This is a genomic window from Halocynthiibacter sp. (assembly GCF_049608145.1).
GTDB lineage: Bacteria > Pseudomonadota > Alphaproteobacteria > Rhodobacterales > Rhodobacteraceae > Halocynthiibacter.
In genome coordinates this window covers 1-16,617 of record NZ_JBMYXF010000008.1, presented here as the reverse complement: position 1 = coordinate 16,617, position 16,617 = coordinate 1, and the positions used below count along the sequence as shown (strand labels likewise).

At 54.2% G+C, this 16,617-nt stretch carries 16 protein-coding genes; 9 read left to right on the top strand and 7 right to left on the bottom strand.

What is annotated here, in order from left to right:
- Nucleotides 1-8: 8 nt before the first annotated feature.
- Nucleotides 9-524: a DUF3576 domain-containing protein gene (locus ACPGUT_RS04235; RefSeq protein WP_423989072.1), complete on the bottom strand. Its 516-nt coding sequence runs from the start codon at nt 522-524 to the stop codon at nt 9-11.
- 280 nt (nt 525-804) lie between these two features.
- Between ACPGUT_RS04235 and ACPGUT_RS04230 the strand changes: the two genes are divergently transcribed.
- Entirely contained in the window at nt 805-1,743 is a 939-nt protein-coding gene (locus ACPGUT_RS04230) for a porin (RefSeq protein ID WP_423989071.1), read from the top strand.
- 102 nt (nt 1,744-1,845) lie between these two features.
- Nucleotides 1,846-2,499 carry a YggS family pyridoxal phosphate-dependent enzyme gene (locus ACPGUT_RS04225; RefSeq protein WP_423989070.1) on the top strand — a complete coding sequence of 218 codons (654 nt, stop codon included), beginning with the start codon at nt 1,846-1,848 and terminating at the stop codon, nt 2,497-2,499.
- 10 nt (nt 2,500-2,509) lie between these two features.
- On the opposite strand, the gene ACPGUT_RS04220 is transcribed toward ACPGUT_RS04225, so the two are convergent.
- The gene (locus ACPGUT_RS04220; RefSeq protein WP_423989069.1) at nt 2,510-3,016 is read right to left on the bottom strand and encodes a L,D-transpeptidase family protein; all 507 of its coding nucleotides are present in this window, start codon (nt 3,014-3,016) and stop codon (nt 2,510-2,512) included.
- A complete protein-coding gene (gene ribA / locus ACPGUT_RS04215) occupies nt 3,013-4,104 on the bottom strand; it encodes a GTP cyclohydrolase II (protein WP_423989068.1) in 1,092 nt (363 codons plus the stop codon). Before ribA ends, ACPGUT_RS04220 begins: the two co-directional genes overlap by 4 nt.
- A gap of 182 nt (nt 4,105-4,286) precedes the next feature.
- On the opposite strand from ribA, the gene ACPGUT_RS04210 reads away from it, so the two are divergent.
- The gene (locus ACPGUT_RS04210; RefSeq protein WP_423989067.1) at nt 4,287-4,973 is read left to right on the top strand and encodes a response regulator transcription factor; all 687 of its coding nucleotides are present in this window, start codon (nt 4,287-4,289) and stop codon (nt 4,971-4,973) included.
- A 59-nt stretch (nt 4,974-5,032) separates the two neighbouring features.
- Here the strand turns inward: ACPGUT_RS04210 and ACPGUT_RS04205 are convergent, their stop codons facing one another.
- Entirely contained in the window at nt 5,033-5,980 is a 948-nt protein-coding gene (locus tag ACPGUT_RS04205; RefSeq protein ID WP_423989066.1) for a LytTR family DNA-binding domain-containing protein, read from the bottom strand.
- A 184-nt stretch (nt 5,981-6,164) separates the two neighbouring features.
- Nucleotides 6,165-7,394, bottom strand: coding sequence for an MFS transporter (locus ACPGUT_RS04200; protein ID WP_423989065.1), 1,230 nt, complete (start codon nt 7,392-7,394; stop codon nt 6,165-6,167).
- Nucleotides 7,395-7,484: 90 nt separating this feature from the next.
- On the opposite strand from ACPGUT_RS04200, the gene ACPGUT_RS04195 reads away from it, so the two are divergent.
- Complete coding sequence (locus tag ACPGUT_RS04195) at nt 7,485-8,273, top strand: exodeoxyribonuclease III (RefSeq protein WP_423989064.1); 789 nt, start codon at nt 7,485-7,487, stop codon at nt 8,271-8,273.
- 34 nt (nt 8,274-8,307) lie between these two features.
- Here ACPGUT_RS04195 and ACPGUT_RS04190 read toward each other — a convergent pair whose 3' ends face one another.
- A complete protein-coding gene (locus tag ACPGUT_RS04190) occupies nt 8,308-9,729 on the bottom strand; it encodes a DUF2793 domain-containing protein (protein ID WP_423989063.1) in 1,422 nt (473 codons plus the stop codon).
- Between the two features lie 166 nt (nt 9,730-9,895).
- Between ACPGUT_RS04190 and ACPGUT_RS04185 the strand changes: the two genes are divergently transcribed.
- From ACPGUT_RS04185 to ACPGUT_RS04175, 3 genes are read left to right on the top strand one after another with little or no spacing between them, the layout of a single operon-like run.
- Complete coding sequence (locus ACPGUT_RS04185) at nt 9,896-10,816, top strand: tetratricopeptide repeat protein (protein WP_423989062.1); 921 nt, start codon at nt 9,896-9,898, stop codon at nt 10,814-10,816.
- A gap of 26 nt (nt 10,817-10,842) precedes the next feature.
- Nucleotides 10,843-11,478, top strand: a complete 636-nt coding sequence (locus ACPGUT_RS04180; RefSeq protein ID WP_423989061.1) for an LON peptidase substrate-binding domain-containing protein — start codon at nt 10,843-10,845, stop codon at nt 11,476-11,478.
- Nucleotides 11,475-11,672, top strand: coding sequence for a Trm112 family protein (locus ACPGUT_RS04175; protein ID WP_423989060.1), 198 nt, complete (start codon nt 11,475-11,477; stop codon nt 11,670-11,672). The genes ACPGUT_RS04180 and ACPGUT_RS04175 overlap by 4 nt, the downstream gene beginning before the upstream one ends.
- A 12-nt stretch (nt 11,673-11,684) precedes the next feature.
- On the opposite strand, the gene ACPGUT_RS04170 is transcribed toward ACPGUT_RS04175, so the two are convergent.
- A complete protein-coding gene (locus tag ACPGUT_RS04170) occupies nt 11,685-12,947 on the bottom strand; it encodes a UbiH/UbiF/VisC/COQ6 family ubiquinone biosynthesis hydroxylase (protein ID WP_423989059.1) in 1,263 nt (420 codons plus the stop codon).
- Between the two features lie 48 nt (nt 12,948-12,995).
- Between ACPGUT_RS04170 and ACPGUT_RS04165 the strand changes: the two genes are divergently transcribed.
- Both ACPGUT_RS04165 and ACPGUT_RS04160 read left to right on the top strand, forming a co-directional pair.
- Nucleotides 12,996-14,327 (top strand): amidase, encoded by a 1,332-nt coding sequence (locus ACPGUT_RS04165; protein WP_423989058.1) that lies wholly within the window; start codon nt 12,996-12,998, stop codon nt 14,325-14,327.
- A gap of 294 nt (nt 14,328-14,621) precedes the next feature.
- The coding region (locus ACPGUT_RS04160) for a DNA translocase FtsK 4TM domain-containing protein (RefSeq protein ID WP_423989057.1) at nt 14,622-16,617 on the top strand (1,996 nt) is incomplete at its 3' end.

Sequence of the window (16,617 nt, the reverse complement as noted above, 5' to 3'; positions counted from 1 at the left end):
ATAGTGCGTTACAGTTTGCCTTCGGCAATACGCAGCTGGCGGGCACGTGTGAGAATCGCATCTTCCACAGCGCGGCGTGTGTCTGCATCAACAGCACGGCCACCACGGGTTTGCAGTGACAGGTTCAGAGAGCGCGCATCAAGAGCGGGGTCTGTGATGTAGATCGTCGCGCGGTAGCTGCGGGAACTGCCGGGAGGGGTGCCATAGCCGGTAGAGATAACGCCGGAAAACGGATCGGCGGTCTGGATGGGCAGGAAATTCAGTGTCTCAAGGCTGGCACGCCAGATGTATTTGTTGACCTCAAGGGTAACGTTTGCGTCATCCCCGCTGTTGAAAAGATCCCAAATCGTCTCGCGTTCACTTGTGCCGGCCAACTCCTGTTTGGCTTGTTCAATAGCAGGTGTTTGGCTGCGATTCTCGCCACTGTAGGAATCGTTTCGGGCAGAACGGTTGTCGCCGCAGGCTGCCAGGGTAATCAACGTCACGGCAATCGCCAGTTTTCCAATAGATTTGCTAAGTGTCATGTGTTTTGCCCTGAATTAACCTGCGTTCCCTCTGTTACAGGTGACTGGGAAGCCGGGCAAGGTTTTTCACCTGTTATATAGTGTAATATAGTCGCGTTGCGCGAAGACCTGCCATCAGGCCCGGAAATGAACTGTGGCAAAGCTGCACCAGGAGCGATGACTTTCGCTGTTCAGGGCGGGCTTTTCTTGATCGGCGGGCGAAAACGGGGGAAACACCCTCATACCCGGTTCAGATTCCCCTGAATTGGGATGCACCTTTGAATTCCATGAGGGAAACAAAATGAACAAAATTCTTCTCGCGACTACCGCACTCGTAGCAACCGCTGGCTTCGCTTCTGCTGAAGTAGCACTGTCCGGTTCTGCTGAAATGGGTCTGATCTCTGGCGATCGTTATGGCGTTAACTCTAACGTACAGTTCCACAACGACATCGACGTTCGTTTCACACTGTCCGGCGAAACTGAGAGCGGCCTGACATTCGGTGCGACTATCGATCTCGACGAAACTGGTGGCCTGGGCGTAGGTTCCGGCAACACTGGTAACAAATCTGCTGTATTCATCTCCGGTGGCTTCGGCACACTGACACTGGGTGACACAGACGGCGCTCTGGATTGGGCGATGCAGGAAACTGGTGTTGGTTCTTCTATCGCTGATGACCACACTTCCCACGTTGGTTACAACGGCAACTCCGGCCTTGACGGTGACCACGGTGGTCAGGTTCTTCGTTACGACAACACCTTTGGTGATTTCGGCGTAGCAGCATCTGTTCAGATCAACGACCAGCCAACAGCTGCTGACGATGTTTTCGGCCTTGGTCTGAAATACAACGCTGCTCTGGGCGGTCTGGATCTGGGTCTGGGTCTTGGTTACCAGGACAACGGCACAAACGGCATCGTTGGTCTGTCTGTTGACACAACCTTCGCAAACGGCCTGCGCGCTATCCTGAACTACTCTGATCTTGACGGTCAAGCTGCAACAGACAACGACAAGCACATCGGGCTTGGCTTGGCTTACGTTTCTGGCGATCTGACTGTTTCTGCAAACTACGGTGAGTATGAAACTGTTGCTGGCGTGAAAACAGACGGTTACGGCTTGGCTGTAAACTACGGCCTGGGCGGTGGTGCATCAGTTCAGTTCGGTTACGCTTCTGACCTGATCAAAACTGGTGTTAACCCACTCGGTGGTTCTTCCTGGTCCTTGGGTCTGGCGATGTCCTTCTAATTCAGAAGAACATTTCTTATAAGGGAAGGGCGGGATTTATTCCCGCCCTTTTCTTTTGTGGGGAAGCGATGTTAGATCAGGCCTGAAACAACGGGGCCGACTATGTCACTTTCAGAAATCACCGCGAAAATTGAAAAAGAAGAGATCCGCACCGGGCGCACCCCGGGCAGCGCGCAGCTGATTGCGGTTTCCAAAGTGCAACCCAATGATCGGGTCGAAGCTGTCTTGCGTGAGGGGCATCGTCTGTTTGGCGAAAACAAGGTGCAGGAAGCCGCCGGTAAATGGCCTGCGTTCCGCGAACAGTTTTCAGATGTGAAGGTGCACCTGCTTGGCCCGTTGCAGACGAACAAAGCGCGTCAGGCGATGGACCTGTTCGAAGCCATCCATTCACTGGATCGCCCGAAACTTGCGAATACTCTGGCGCGTCTTGCACAAGAACTGGGCCATTGTCCGGATCTGTTCATTCAGGTGAACACGGGTGAAGAAGATCAGAAAGCCGGTGTTCTGCCCAAAGATGCGGATGATTTCATCAAGGAATGTCGTGCGCTAGATCTGCCTATTGTAGGATTGATGGCCATTCCGCCTGCGGATGAAGAAGCATCCCTGCATTTTGCGTTGCTGCGCAAAATTGCGGAACGTAACGGTATTGAAGGCCTGTCCATGGGGATGAGCGGAGATTATGAACGCGCGATTGCACAGGGCGCGACCCATGTACGTGTCGGATCGGCAATCTTTGGGGCGCGGGATTACGGTTGATCTGCGGTGATCAGCTTTGCACAATGAGCTGGGCGCCGGGGCGCAGATTTTCCACAATGTAATGCAGGTCAGGTCGGCTGAAGGCGATACAGCCTTCGGTGCCGTAGCCGGGTCTGCGCCATTGGTGGATGAAAATCGCTGATCCCTTGCCGGGGATGGCAACGGGCCAGTTCCAGGTTGTGACCAGAACGAGATCATAAAGAGGATCGGCGCGGCGCAGTTTTTCATGACTGAAATCATAGGGATGTGCGTTGATCAGATGATTGTAATTCACATCATCCACGTCATCTGACCAGAGATCATTCAGCCGCAAAGGCATCATCGGCAGCGCGGTGCGCGGTGCCGTAATGCGATCAGGGCGATAGAAACCACCAACAATTTCATGACGACCGACGGGGGTTGCGCCGTCACCTTCGCATTTGTCTGCGCGGATCCCACCCTTGCCAATCGAACAGGGAAACAAACGCCCCATAAAACGCACGCCGCGCGGGGTCACCACCAGATCAAAAGGGGTCACAGCAGATGCCCCGATTTTTTTGCTTTGGTCGCAAGATATGCGCGGTTCTGTTCCGTCTCTCCGACTTTCAGGGCGACACGTTCGACTACTTTGATGCCCATATCGTTCATTTTTGCGACTTTGGCGGGGTTGTTTGTCATGAGGTGCACGGATTTAAAACCAAGTTTTTTCAGGATCTCTGCGCCTGTGCGGAAGTCTCGTTCATCATCCTCAAAACCCAGACGATGATTTGCTTCGACGGTGTCAAACCCTTGATCCTGAAGGGAATAAGCGCGCATTTTATTGGCAAGTCCGATGCCGCGCCCTTCCTGATTGAGATACAGCAATATGCCCGCGCCATTCTGTCCCATCGCGGCCAGGGCTGCGTTCAGTTGCGGGCCACAATCGCATTTCAGGGAACCAATGACGTCACCCGTGAAACAGGCAGAATGCAGACGCGTCAGAACCGGCTGGTCGCGATCAGGTGATCCGATTTCAACTGCGTAATGTTCGCTTGACCCATCATCGGTGCGGAAAATATGCAGACGCCCGGCTTCGGACACGGTCATGGGCAGGCGAGCGTGGACGACTTGCGTCAGGGCGTGACCGTTCTTCAGCAAAAGTTCCGTGGCCGCGCCATCCAGAACAGTCAGATCATGAGAAGATGCAAAATTTCGACCACCATCCACGGGAACACATAGCATCGCAGGTAAGATCTGGGCGGATTTGGCCAGTTGCACTGCGGCGCGGGCAAGTTGGCAATCGCCACCACGCAGTTCGCTCCAGGGGCCCTTCATGGGATGTAACAGATCATCCGCAGGATCCGCGGTGGCACGGATCCATGCGACACCGGCGTCTGAGGGCAGGCGCAGGCGGGCAATGTCCCCATCATATGCGCGTATCTTCAGGGTTTCGGCGCGCCGTGCGGTAAGTGTCAGGCTGACATCCCCCAAGGTGCGCATTTCTGCCAGACGATCAGCACTGACATTTTCAGCGCCAATCGCGAGAAGACTGTCGTCACCATCTGTCAGAATAATGGCAACGCCCATACGCAGATCTGCCCGCGCCCGAGCGAGTCGTTCTGTGGTTGTCGGGAAAAGAGCGTTCATCTGGAGCCGCCGATTGTTACAGGTCTGAGTGAGACATAATGAAAATATCCACGGAATTGAAACATATTCTGCGTTACGGACACGAGGCCGTGAGAATTTGTTTCGCCCACTTGAGAATTATCTGTGGCATACTCAATTGATAGGGACACAGCACTGATACGGTTTGAACAAGGATAAATATAATGAGCAACCTGAAGAAAATCCTGCTTGTTGATGATGATGAAGACCTGCGCGAGGCTTTGTCAGAACAACTTGTGATGACCGAAGATTTCGATGTGTTCGAAGCGGCTGATGGTGCCGGTGCGATGGAAAAAGCACGTGAAGCGATTTATGATCTGGTGATCCTGGACGTGGGCCTGCCTGATACAGACGGTCGGGAACTTTGCCGTCTGATGCGCAAGCAGGGCGTGAAATGTCCGATCCTGATGCTGACCGGCCATGATTCAGATGCGGATACAATTCTGGGTCTTGATGCGGGCGCGAATGACTATGTGACCAAGCCGTTCAAATTTCCGGTGCTTTTGGCGCGTGTTCGTGCGCAGCTGCGTCAACATGAACAATCAGAAGATGCTGTGTTCCAGCTTGGGCCATATACGTTCAAACCTGCGACCAAGATGCTGGTCACTGAAGACGACCGCAAGATTCGCCTGACCGAAAAAGAAACCAATATTTTGAAGTTTCTGTATCGGTCGGCAGATGGTGTGGTGGCGCGGGATGTGCTGTTGCATGAAGTCTGGGGTTATAATGCCGGTGTCACCACACACACGCTGGAAACCCATATTTATCGTCTGCGTCAGAAGATCGAACCTGATCCCTCTAATGCGCGCCTGTTGGTGACGGAAAGCGGTGGTTACCGTCTCGTCAGTTAACGTAATCCCGTCGGTGCCCGGGTTATGGCACCATCTCTCCCTGTTGGACTGACCCGGTTTTATACCGGGTCTTTTTTTGCGACGGCGCCCGCATCATGGGGAATGGTTTTCATCCAGGCGCGCACGGCTGAGCTGCGTCCGCGGGAAACCGAAATTGTTTCACCAGAGTTAAGTTCAAGCACCAATTTGCCATCTTCGCGTTTCAATTGCTTCGCAGCGCGGCGCGCGACCCACCAAGATCGATGGACTTGCATACCGTCCACGGCTTCGACCGCTTTGACAGCCTTGCTGATGCTAAGGCGCGTGATGCCACTTCTGTTGATGCAGCGTAGTTCTACATAATGTTCCTGGGCCTGGATGCTAAGCAGCATGCGGGTGTCGACTGTAATGTCGCCAATTTGCACGACGTAATTTTCAATGGGCTTCAGCTCGGGAGGGGAGGCAGTCGTGGGTTGTTCTGGGTTCGACTGTTTGTGTGATTGCTGTTTTCCCGAATTTATCGCGGATTTATAGTTGGCTTGGTAAGCCGGCCAGACAAAAACAACGAGACAGAATTCAAAGCCGACAACAAAAATCCAACTTCGTACAAATTCAATATAACTGATGACCGAATAATCGGGCACGACATCATATAAAATCAGAAATGTAATGGCGATCCAAACGATGCTGAATGAAACAACTGTTGAGATTGCCAAACTGGGCAGCGCGCGGTCAGGCCACTTTCGCCAAAAGGTGACGGAAAGAACTGCCATGATCAGCCACCATAACACCACGCAAAGCGAAGCACACATAAGCCAGTAAGAAAATCGGAAAACCAGCGTGGCTTCGGCGTCAAATTTTAGATTTTTGAAGGATGTGAGGAAGACCGCGAATCCCAAAACGCAGCCAATCGTCAATTTCCCCAGGAGGAATCGGGTGGCTTCGGACAGATCTGTTCGGAGACGTGTGCCGTTCGTGACAAATAAGTGCACTTCACGGCAATTGCCTTTTTTTACTGGGTCGGACATGGCACTAAGATGACATCAGGTGTGGTTGCAAGAGTGTGTTTGTTACAGAGTGTACCCAATTTTATCGATGTTCTGCTGCATGCATCGAGTAGTGAGTACAGGCCAAAGTTAAAGAGTTCCCTGATACGCGTTCAATCGCCTGGCCTGACGATGAACGCAGTTTATCCGGAAGAATTCCGGCGCCTTAAAACTTCAGGCGAAATGTACCATATAAGAACAAAAGGGTATTCCCCGCTGCGGCAATACCCCATAGCAGGCGTAATGACAATTCCCGTCCAAGACCTGGTTGCGCGGCGTCAACAATGACGCCAGCAGCAAAAGCCCCGATAGGCATCATTCCCCATCCAAAGAAACGGTAAACAGAGTTTACGCGCCCGAGAAGTGCATCCGGGATAAAGCGCTGACGATAAGAAACCGTTACGATGTTCCATAAAATTGCTGCGAACATTTCTGTGAATAATGCGATGGCGACAATCCAGACATTGGACGTGAAGAAAATCACGAGTGCAGGGATCGGGAAAAGTGCCAGAGCCGCCAAGACACTGCGTTGTGGGCCAAGACGGGAAATAATTTTGGGGCACAGAATGCCCCCGGCCACGCCCCCCAATGCCCCGGCTGTCATCAGCATGCCATGGGCCGCCGCATTCAAACCGAGAATTTCCTGAGAGAACAGAACAAAGACGGTCATGGTCATGGTGATCAATGCGTTCAAAATGCCCAACATCAGAGCAAAGCGCAGAATGATCTTATGTTGCCACATCCAGCGCATGCCTTCAGACAGTTCGGTTAGGAAATGACGTCGCGTGGGTGGTGCGGTTTTTGTCATGCGAATGCACCAAAGCGCCCAAGCGGATAAAGCAAAGGCAAGCGCATTGACACTGAAAGGCAGTGGCACCCAAAGCGCGATCAGAACCCCGGCAAGGGGTGGCCCCACAAAAGACCCCATAATTTGTTCTGCGCTCCACATTTGGCCATTCGCGGCCTCAAGATCATCTTTTGAAACGACCGAAGGCAACATGGTTTGTGCGGCGTTGTCTCGGAAGACTTCGGCGCTGCCCATCAGAAAGGCCGCCCCTGCAAGGACCCAGATCAGGTGATCACTGCTTTGCGCAGGCAGGGGACCCACGGAAAATATCAGGGTAATAATGCCCAGGGTTAGAAGGGCGCGAAAAATATCGGCCTGAACCATCAAAAGACGGCGATCCAGACGATCGGTTAACACGCCAATCGGCAGGGAAAACAGAAACCAGGGCATCCGCATGGCCATTGCGACCATCGCGATTGCAAAAGGATCCCTAGACAAAAGTGTGGCGAGCCAAGGAAATGCAAGGGCGGCGATACCGTCGCCAAGGTTGCTGATGGACGACGCTGAAAACAGCAGGCGGTAATTCCGGTTCGTGCGTAATAATTTCATAACGCGAGCCTGACATGGGGCTGAAGGATTGGCAAAGCGAATATGGCTGGATATACATGCTTTGTTCTTCCCCTCCGCAAAGGATCACCCATGCCCTTCACACTTGCCACTTGGAACATCAATTCAGTCCGTTTGCGCGAACCAATTGTGCTGAAACTTCTGGAAGAGCAGGCCCCGGATGTACTGTGTCTGCAGGAATGCAAAAGCCCGGTAGATAAGATCCCGATGGAGGGGTTCCGAGCGCTTGGGTATGAACATATGGTTGCCAGTGGTCAGAAGGGGTACAACGGCGTTGCGATCCTGTCGAAGATGCCAATTGAAGATGCTGGCATGCAGGATTTCGCATCTCTTGGTCATGCACGTCATGTGGCCGGGCGGTTGGAAAACGGGGTGACCATTCACAATGTCTATGCACCAGCAGGGGGCGATGTTGCGGATCGTGAGGTGAACGAGAAATTCGGTCAGAAGCTGGATTACTTCTCAGAGATGCGGGATTATTTCAATGCGAACCGCCCGGAGAAATCAATCCTGGTGGGGGATCTGAATATCGCGCCGCGCGAGGATGATGTTTGGGATCACAAGAAGCTTTTGAAAGTTGTCAGCCACACTCCGGTTGAAGTTGAATTGTTCGAAGATGTACGCACTTCGGGCGGTTGGCATGACGTGACCCGCGCGGATATTTCTGAGGGCAAGTTGTACAGCTGGTGGTCTTATCGTGCGAAGGACTGGGATGCGGCGGATAAGGGGCGGCGTCTGGATCACATCTGGGCAACCGGGGATATTAAGGACACTGCCCACAGCAGCCGCGTGTATCGCGATGCGCGGGGATGGGAAAAACCATCTGACCATGCACCTGTCTTTGCGAGCTTTGATATTTAACGGCAAGCCCCGGCCACAGCCGGGGCTTATTATTTTATAGATAGACGCCACCGTCGCCCGTGCTGCCAGCGCTGTTGCCTGGCAGATGCGTGGCCCCAGAACCATAGGTGTTGATACAGGATACAACTGTCACATCATATCGTGGGCCAGTGGCTGTGCCTGTGAAACTGTTGCCATCAAAGCTGGCACTGGATCCGTTGGTTGCCTCGACAAAGGCGGTGGTGAAATCTGGGGAACCAGACAGGGTTATTGCCTGACCATCCATCCGAAATACGGCCGTATGATCCAAAGCGATATGACGGTCCGCATCACCAGAAATTTCGATATCTCCAACGATTGCACATTCTGCATTCTGCAGGCTGATGTGAGCCGAGCCCCCTGTGCCGAATTCAATGTCTGACAGGGTAATCTGGGCGTTCTCGGCGCCTGTGATGCAAGCTTCAGCTGGGGCAGATGTGCTGATCTCAACACCGGATAAAGACACAACGGCACCAATGATCTCAATCCCTCCGGCGCTGCCGTGCAATGCGACAAGGGAAGGGGTGGACGTGTTGCCTGTGATCATAATTTCGCCACCACCAATGAGAGGTTGGTCGACAACAACGGGCGAGGTCAGCGTATAGGTGTCATCCGCCAGTTGGATGGTCACCGCATGACCGCCCGCATCGATGGACAGGACTTCATCTACGGCACGCTGAAGTGTGGCAAAGGCCCCGGTGCCGGAAGACAGACCGCTGGTGCCATCATCGCCACTGGCGGGATCAACATACCAGGTCGTCGGGCCTGCGAGAACCGGGCGCACACCGCCGGACGGAAAGCGAACCCGACCTGTGTTTCCATCCGTTTCCATTGCTGTGAACCAGCTGCTGCCGTCACTGACTTTGATTGAGAAATTTGTGTCCCCGCTTAGTCCCATTTCGGCGTGACCGGTCCAGGCGCTTTGAAATAAAAGGCTGGCCGTGTCGCCAATGCTGTTTTTGTTGATCTTTACCTGATGGTCGCTGCCTGCATGGGTCAGTAGCGTTGCATCCGAAGACACGGCCAGCCGGTTTGTGCTGTCTGAGCTGGTGTTCACACCCAGACCGGGCAGATTGTTCAGATCAGAAGATGTCAGATTTGGTTTCACTGGAACCCAGTCACTGCCATCATATGTTGCCAGTTCCATCACATCGGTGATCATGGCGATCCAGCCGATTTGCGGGGGGATAAAGATCCAGGCGCCGTTTTCGCGCACCGCGATTTGACCGTCCTGTCCGGCCCAGTCCCCGGTTGCCCCCGTGGCAATGATGAAACGCTGTCCTTCAGTCGGGGCGGGTGGTGGTGTGGTGGTGGTGCGGCTGTCGGCGGTCAATTCCACAAGGATGTCCAACAGGCGCAGGGCTTCGTTGTGGGTGACGTGTTTTTGCGCCTGAGAGGGCGCGATGTAGGGCATAGAAAGAATGGGCGTGTTGGTCATGTGGTGGCCTCTGCTGTGAATGGGCAAATCTGGACTGAAATTCCTTTCGATCAGGCTGCGACTGCACGCGTTCCGGTAACTTTCTGTTAAGAAAACGATCCGGTAGCGGGCTTGAAACCGGCGTCATTTCACGCCATCTAGGAAGAGAACCCAAAGGGGATAGAGAATGCTTGAATTTGGAAATGAAACCAGTGGCGATACCGCTGCACCCGCAGATCTGATCAAAGACGGATCTGAAGCCACATTTATGGCGGATGTCATTGAGGCCAGTCAGACCGTTCCGGTGATTGTCGATTTCTGGGCGCCTTGGTGTGGCCCCTGTAAAACTTTGGGCCCGGCACTGGAAGCCGCGGTGGCTGAAGCCGGCGGCAAGGTGCGCATGGTGAAGTTGGATGTCGATAAGAATCAGGGCATTGCTGGACAGTTGCAAATTCAATCTGTTCCGACAGTTTATGCGTTCTTTGAAGGCAAACCGGTTGATGGTTTCCAGGGGGCGTTGCCACCGTCAGAAATCAAAGCCTTTGTTGATAAGCTCGCAGCGTTGGCTGGTGACGAAGACAACGGCCTAGACGATGCTGTTGCTGCGGCCGAGGAAATGCTGACAGAAGGTGCCACTGAAGACGCCATTCAGACCTTTGCCGCGATTCTTGAAGAAGATGGTCAGCATGCTGGTGCGTGGGGTGGGCTGGTGCGTGGGCATCTTGCGATGGACAACCTGGACGAAGCCGAGGCTGCCTTGAATGGTGTTCCTGCCGAGATTTCTGAAAGTGCCGAAGTTGAAATTGCAGCCGCACAGTTAGATCTGGCGAAACAAGCGGCAGAAGCAGGCCCTCTGACCGAATTGCGGGCCGCTTTGGATGCGGATGAAAACAATCATCAGGCGCGTCTTGATTTGGCGACTGCGTTGCATGCGAATGGCGAGACAGAAGCTGCGGTTGATATGTTGCTTGATCTGTTCCGTCGTGATCGGGAATGGAATGATGGCGCGGCCAAAGCCCAGCTGTTTACCATTTTTGACGCACTCAAGGCTGAAGATCCTGTTGTGCTGAACGGGCGTCGCCGTCTGTCATCAATGATCTTTGCGTAAATGGTTGTTCGGGTTAGGGTGGTGTTATGATCCTGCCATCTGACTTGCCCGAAACCATTCCGCTTTTCCCTTTGCCTGGGGGGGTACTGCTTCCCCGGGCGAGGTTGCCTTTGCATGTATTTGAGCCGCGCTATCTTGCATTGCTGGATGATGCGTTGCGCACGGCTTCACGTCTGATCGGTATCGTGCAGCCCGTGGAAAAAGACAGTGAAACCCTGCATCAGGTTGGCTGTCTTGGTCGGGTGACGTCATTTACGGAAACCGATGACAATCGTTATATGATCACGCTGACCGGTGTGTCACGTTTTCGAATTGAGCAGCTGGAAGATGGGTTTACCCCTTACAAATGTGCGCGGATCAGCTGGGCAGGATTTGAACACGACTCAAAGCGCGTGAGCCGTGATCCGTCCTTTGACCGACAGGGGTTTCTGGGCCTGCTGCAGCGATATTTTGATTTGCGGGATCTCAGCACAGATTGGGAACAAATTCAGGGGGCGGAAGAAGATATGCTGGTCAATTCTCTGTCCATGCTCTGTCCGTTCTCAATTGAGGAAAAACAGGCTTTGCTTGAGGCCGAAAATCTTGCAGAACGACGCAGAACCCTGACCGCATTGCTTGAATATGCGATCTATAGCAATTCCGACGATGAGGTTATTCAATGAACGACGAAGCCCCGACATCCCATGCCGAATTTTCGCCACGTATGCTGGAAGCTCTGATCTGCCCGCAGACACAACAGCCACTGGAATATGACGCAAAGCGCCAGGAACTGATTTCCCGCGCGGCCCGTCTGGCGTTCCCTATCCGCAACGGCATTCCTGTAATGCTGATCGATGAAGCCCGCCGGATCGACTAGGCCCGTCCAGCGTTAAATCTGACGCCCCTGCATCAGCTTTGGCAGGTCGCCAGTTAGACCGGCAGCTTCGCGGATGAAATTGCGGCGCAGGCTAGGCATGGCGTTGACCACACCCAGGCCAATGCCCCGCGCGGCCCGCAAAATCGGGTTATCATTGGAAAACAGGCGTACAACGCTGTCCATACCGGCGCTCATCACGGTGGTATCCCAGCGTCGCCATTGTTCATATCGTGCCAGAACATCGATGGCGGCGAAATCTTCCCCACGGCGACGTGCTTCGATCAGAACTTCCGCCAGTGCCCCCACATCCCGCAGACCCAGGTTCAGACCCTGACCTGCGACAGGGTGCACCCCATGGGCGGCGTCACCGATCAGGGCAAGCCGGTCAGCGACGAAATGTTCGGCCAATGACAGGGTCAATGGATAGGTAAAGCGAGCACCAGACAGTGAAATTTCGCCCAGAAAATCGCCAAACACCGGGCGCAGTTCTTGCATGAAGTTATCGTCATTCAGAGATGAGATTCGCGCAGCTTCAGCGTCAGAGGTGCTCCAGACGATTGAAGAATGGTTGCCGGGCAGGGGCAGAATGGCAAGTGGGCCTTCGGGCATGAAGAATTGATGCGCGGTCGCGTTATGCGGTTTTTGGTGTTCTACAGAACAGACCAGCGCCGTTTGATGATAGCTATGACCGTTGCGTTTGATGCCGGCACGTTGGGCAACACCGCTGCCGCGCCCGTCAGCGCCGACCAGAAGCCGGGTCGTCAGATTGTCGCCGGTATCCAAACCAACCGTAACAATCGCGCCATCCACATACTGGGAGATAACTTTTGCGCCGGACACCTTTGTGATCAGTGGATGTTTGTCCACGGCTTCGCGCAAGGCACGTGAAATGAAACGATCTTCAACCATGTAACCGGTTGGCCCTTCTTCGATTTCAGCGTGATCAAACCCCATAACAAACGGACCGGGGCCTTCGCCTGCACGACCATCGCTGACCTTTACATTCAGGATAGGCTGGGCGTTGTCATCCAGAAGGGACCAAACACCAATGGCTTGAAATAGCCGTTGGGACGCCAGAGCAAGCGCATAGCACCTGCCATCAAAACCCCGGATTTCGCGCGCACCTTCGGGTGCTGCATCCACAAGGGTTACGTTCAGGCCGCCATCGGCCAAGGCAAGCGCAAGCGAGGGGCCATTCAACCCGCCGCCCGCAATCAGGATATCTGAGTCGCAGGTCATAAAACCCACTATCGCGACCCTGCGGGGATTGTCCATGCGCCCCTGTGACGCTACCGTTCTTGCAACACACAGGGAGAGATCGGGATGTCGCTTAACTGGCAGGAAAAAACCGCAACAGAATTGGGGAAAATGATTGGCGCGGGGGAACTTGATCCGGTCGATCTGACAGAAGCTGTGCTGCGTGCGATTGAAACGCATGACATGACGGATCGCATTTATGCACGCCTGACCCGAGATCGGGCCATGTCCGAAGCAAAAGCCGCATCTGAACGCGCAAAGACCGGTGCACGGCTAAGCGCGCTGGACGGTGTGCCGATCTCCTGGAAGGATTTGTTTGATACAGCGGGTGTCGCAACCGAGGCAGGCACAGCATTGCTGAAAGGCCGTGTGCCGGATCAGGATGCGGTCGTTTTGAAAAATGCGACTGCGGCCGGTCTGATCTGTATTGGTAAAACCCATATGTCTGAACTGGCGTTCTCGGGATTGGGCTTGAACCCGATCACCGCCACGTCGCCCTGTGTGAACGACATTGATGCTGTGTCGGGTGGGTCCAGTTCCGGCGCGGCGGCGTCCGTGGCCTTTGGTCTGGCACCTGCTGCAATAGGATCTGATACAGGCGGGTCGGTGCGTATTCCGGCGGCCTGGAATGATCTGGTTGGCCTGAAAACAACCGCTGGCCGTCTGTCGCTGGAAGGTGTCGTTCCGCTGTGTGCCTGGTTTGATACGGTTGGGCCTTTGGCGAAATCGGTTGAAGATTGTGCACAGCTTCTGGCTTTGACCGAGGGGGGGAAACCTGCGAACCTGCAAGGCGCAACTTTGACCGGGCGTAAATTCCTGGTGCTTGAAACGGTCGCGATGGATGATCTGCGGGATGCGCCACGTGCAGCTTTCCAGAGTGCCGTTGAGCGCCTGCAGGCGGCGGGTGCACAGGTGGATCGTGGCGATGTATCTGAGGTTTCCGACATCATGGAATTGACCAGCATCCTATATACTTCGGAGGCATGGGGCACTTGGAAAGATGCGATTGAAGCCAATCCTGACGTGATGTTCCCGGAAATTCTGGGGCGTTTTCAGTTGGGGAAATCTTGGTCTGCGGGTGAATATGTGGCCGCATGGCAAAAGATGGAACATCTGCGCACTGGTTATCTAAAGGCAACGGCTGGATATGACGCGGTGATCTTACCCACATCCCCGATTGTGCCTCCGAATGCGGAACGGCTGATGTCAGATCACGATTATTATATCACAGAAAATCTGCTGGCCTTGCGCAACACGCGTATCGGCAATCTGATGGGTCTGACCGCGCTGACCCTGCCAACCGGCGTGCCATCCTGCGGCGTCACGTTGATGACCCCGCCCCATACAGAAGAACGGCTTTTGCGTCTGGGTGCGGCTGCAGAAAGCGCGCTGGCGTAAAAGAGTCACAGAAATCAGCCCGATCCCACGAACCGGACAGGACCGGGCTGGACAGATAGCATTATGCGCCTTATTCTGGACCCAATCGGGGCGAAATGATCCCGGAGCAGAGGCAGATATGGTTTCAAAAGAGCAGGCGCAGCCCTTTTCTTTTATGAAGTTTTTGACACATTCGGTGTGGTTTCACCGGTGTTATTCCCCATCCCTGCCAACAGTATGATTACGGGCATGTACCGCCCCAACAAAGATAAAGCCGCCGATTAAAGCGGTTTGGTTAGTGTAAGGACAGGCAAAATGGCGTCTTATCAGATCAGACAACGTGATCCTCTTTTCGACAGTGACACGCAGGCGTCACTGGAAAAACGCGGCAAGGAATTGCTGGGTGTCGCGATGATAATTGTCGGGCTGGCTTTCGTTTTGTTGCTGTCCAGCTTCTCTCCGTCTGACCCAAGCTGGTTTGTAGCATCTGATGCGCCGGTTCAGAACACACTTGGTACGCCTGGTGCGGCGATTGCCGGGCCTCTTTATACGCTTGTCGGCTGGGGTGGCTGGGGTGTTGCGATTATTCTTCTGGGTTGGGGGGCACGTTTTGTTACCCACTATGGTGAAGAACGCGCGATGTCGCGCCTGCTGTTTACGCCTGTTGGGATTGCTTTGATTTCAGCTTATGCGTCTATTTCTGTATTTGCTTCATCCCTTGGCAACTCGGATCTGTGGGTTCACAGTTTTGGTCCGGGTGGCGTTATCGGGGATCTGATCTCTGGCGCGGTTCTGAATGTGGTTCAGGGCTTTGGTGGCATGTCTGTTTGGGTCAATCTTCTGTCCATCGCGTCTGCCGTTGGTATGATTGCTATGATGCTGTATGTCCTAGGCTTTACCCGCAGTGAACTGGGGCGTTTCGGCCGCTTTCTATTGTTGGGCGCCATCGTTGGTTATGCCCAGTTGCGTCGCCTATTTGGTCGTGGGGCTGCGAAAGCTGCCGCAACCGCGCAATCTGTAAAACAAGCACGCTTGGACCGTCAGCAGAATGCAGAATATGAGGCCGCACAAGCCGCGCTTTATGCTGAACCATCAGTCGCATCACAGCCTGTTGCCCCTGTTCAGCACGCGACACAAGTTGTTCGCCCGGAAGAATACTACCAGCCCCCACAGGCGGCACCCGTGTATGAACACCCATATGAGCAGGAAGAGGTCATCGAAGACCTGCCTCAGGAAGAAACCAAACAGGGATTGTTTGCATCGTTGTTGCGTCGCACCCCTGAGCCAGAGCTGGTCCAGACCGCACCACCTGCGTTTGAAGAACCCGCTGAAGATGGCAGTGACCGCATTAAGTCGCGGATTTCTGATGCCATTCAGGCGCGTCGCCGTCGTGTGCCCGTTCTGAAGGCAAACACAGTACGGCCGGCAGAACCGTCCATGCGTGCCGAACCGCAACTGTCCCGCGCGCCGGTGCCGACCGTTGCGCCAATTGCGGCCGCGCCTGTTGTTGCAACACCCGTTGCCGCGGCCCCCTCTGTGGATATGGAAGCCATGGATACATCTTGGCAGGCTGAACCAGAAATCGATGATTTTCAGGATTATCATGACGATGTGATCGTGGAAGATATGCCAGACCATTACTCGGCGTATCAGGAAGATGATTACGGCGAACCTTTCGATGATTTTGCTGAGGAAACCCCGGCCCCAATTGCGGTTGATCCGGTGCCACAGATGGCTGCGCCTATGCAAATTCCACAGCCGCCGGTGCAGAAAGCTGTCGTACAACACGCGCCAAACAAGCCGGTTCAGCCTTCTCGTCAGGCCCAGGCCGAAGCGCAGCCTGCGTTGAAGTTTGATGCCTCGGCAGAGACTTATGAAAACCCGCCCCTCAGCCTGCTGGCCAGCCCTGAGACGATTGAACGTCACCATCTGTCTGATGAGGCCCTGGAAGAAAACGCGCGCATGCTGGAAAGCGTTCTGGATGATTACGGTGTAAAAGGCGAAATCGTTTCCGTGCGCCCTGGTCCCGTTGTCACAATGTATGAACTGGAACCTGCGCCGGGTCTGAAAGCATCCCGTGTGATTGGTCTTGCTGATGATATTGCACGTTCCATGTCCGCACTGTCCGCACGTGTATCCACAGTGCCTGGTCGGTCGGTGATTGGTATCGAACTGCCTAACGAAAAACGCGAAATGGTAAGCTTCCGCGAGATTCTGTCCGGTCGTGATTTTGGCGACGGCAGCCACAGTCTGCCATTGGCACTGGGCAAAGACATTGGCGGTGCTCCGGTTGTTGCAAACCTTGCTAAGA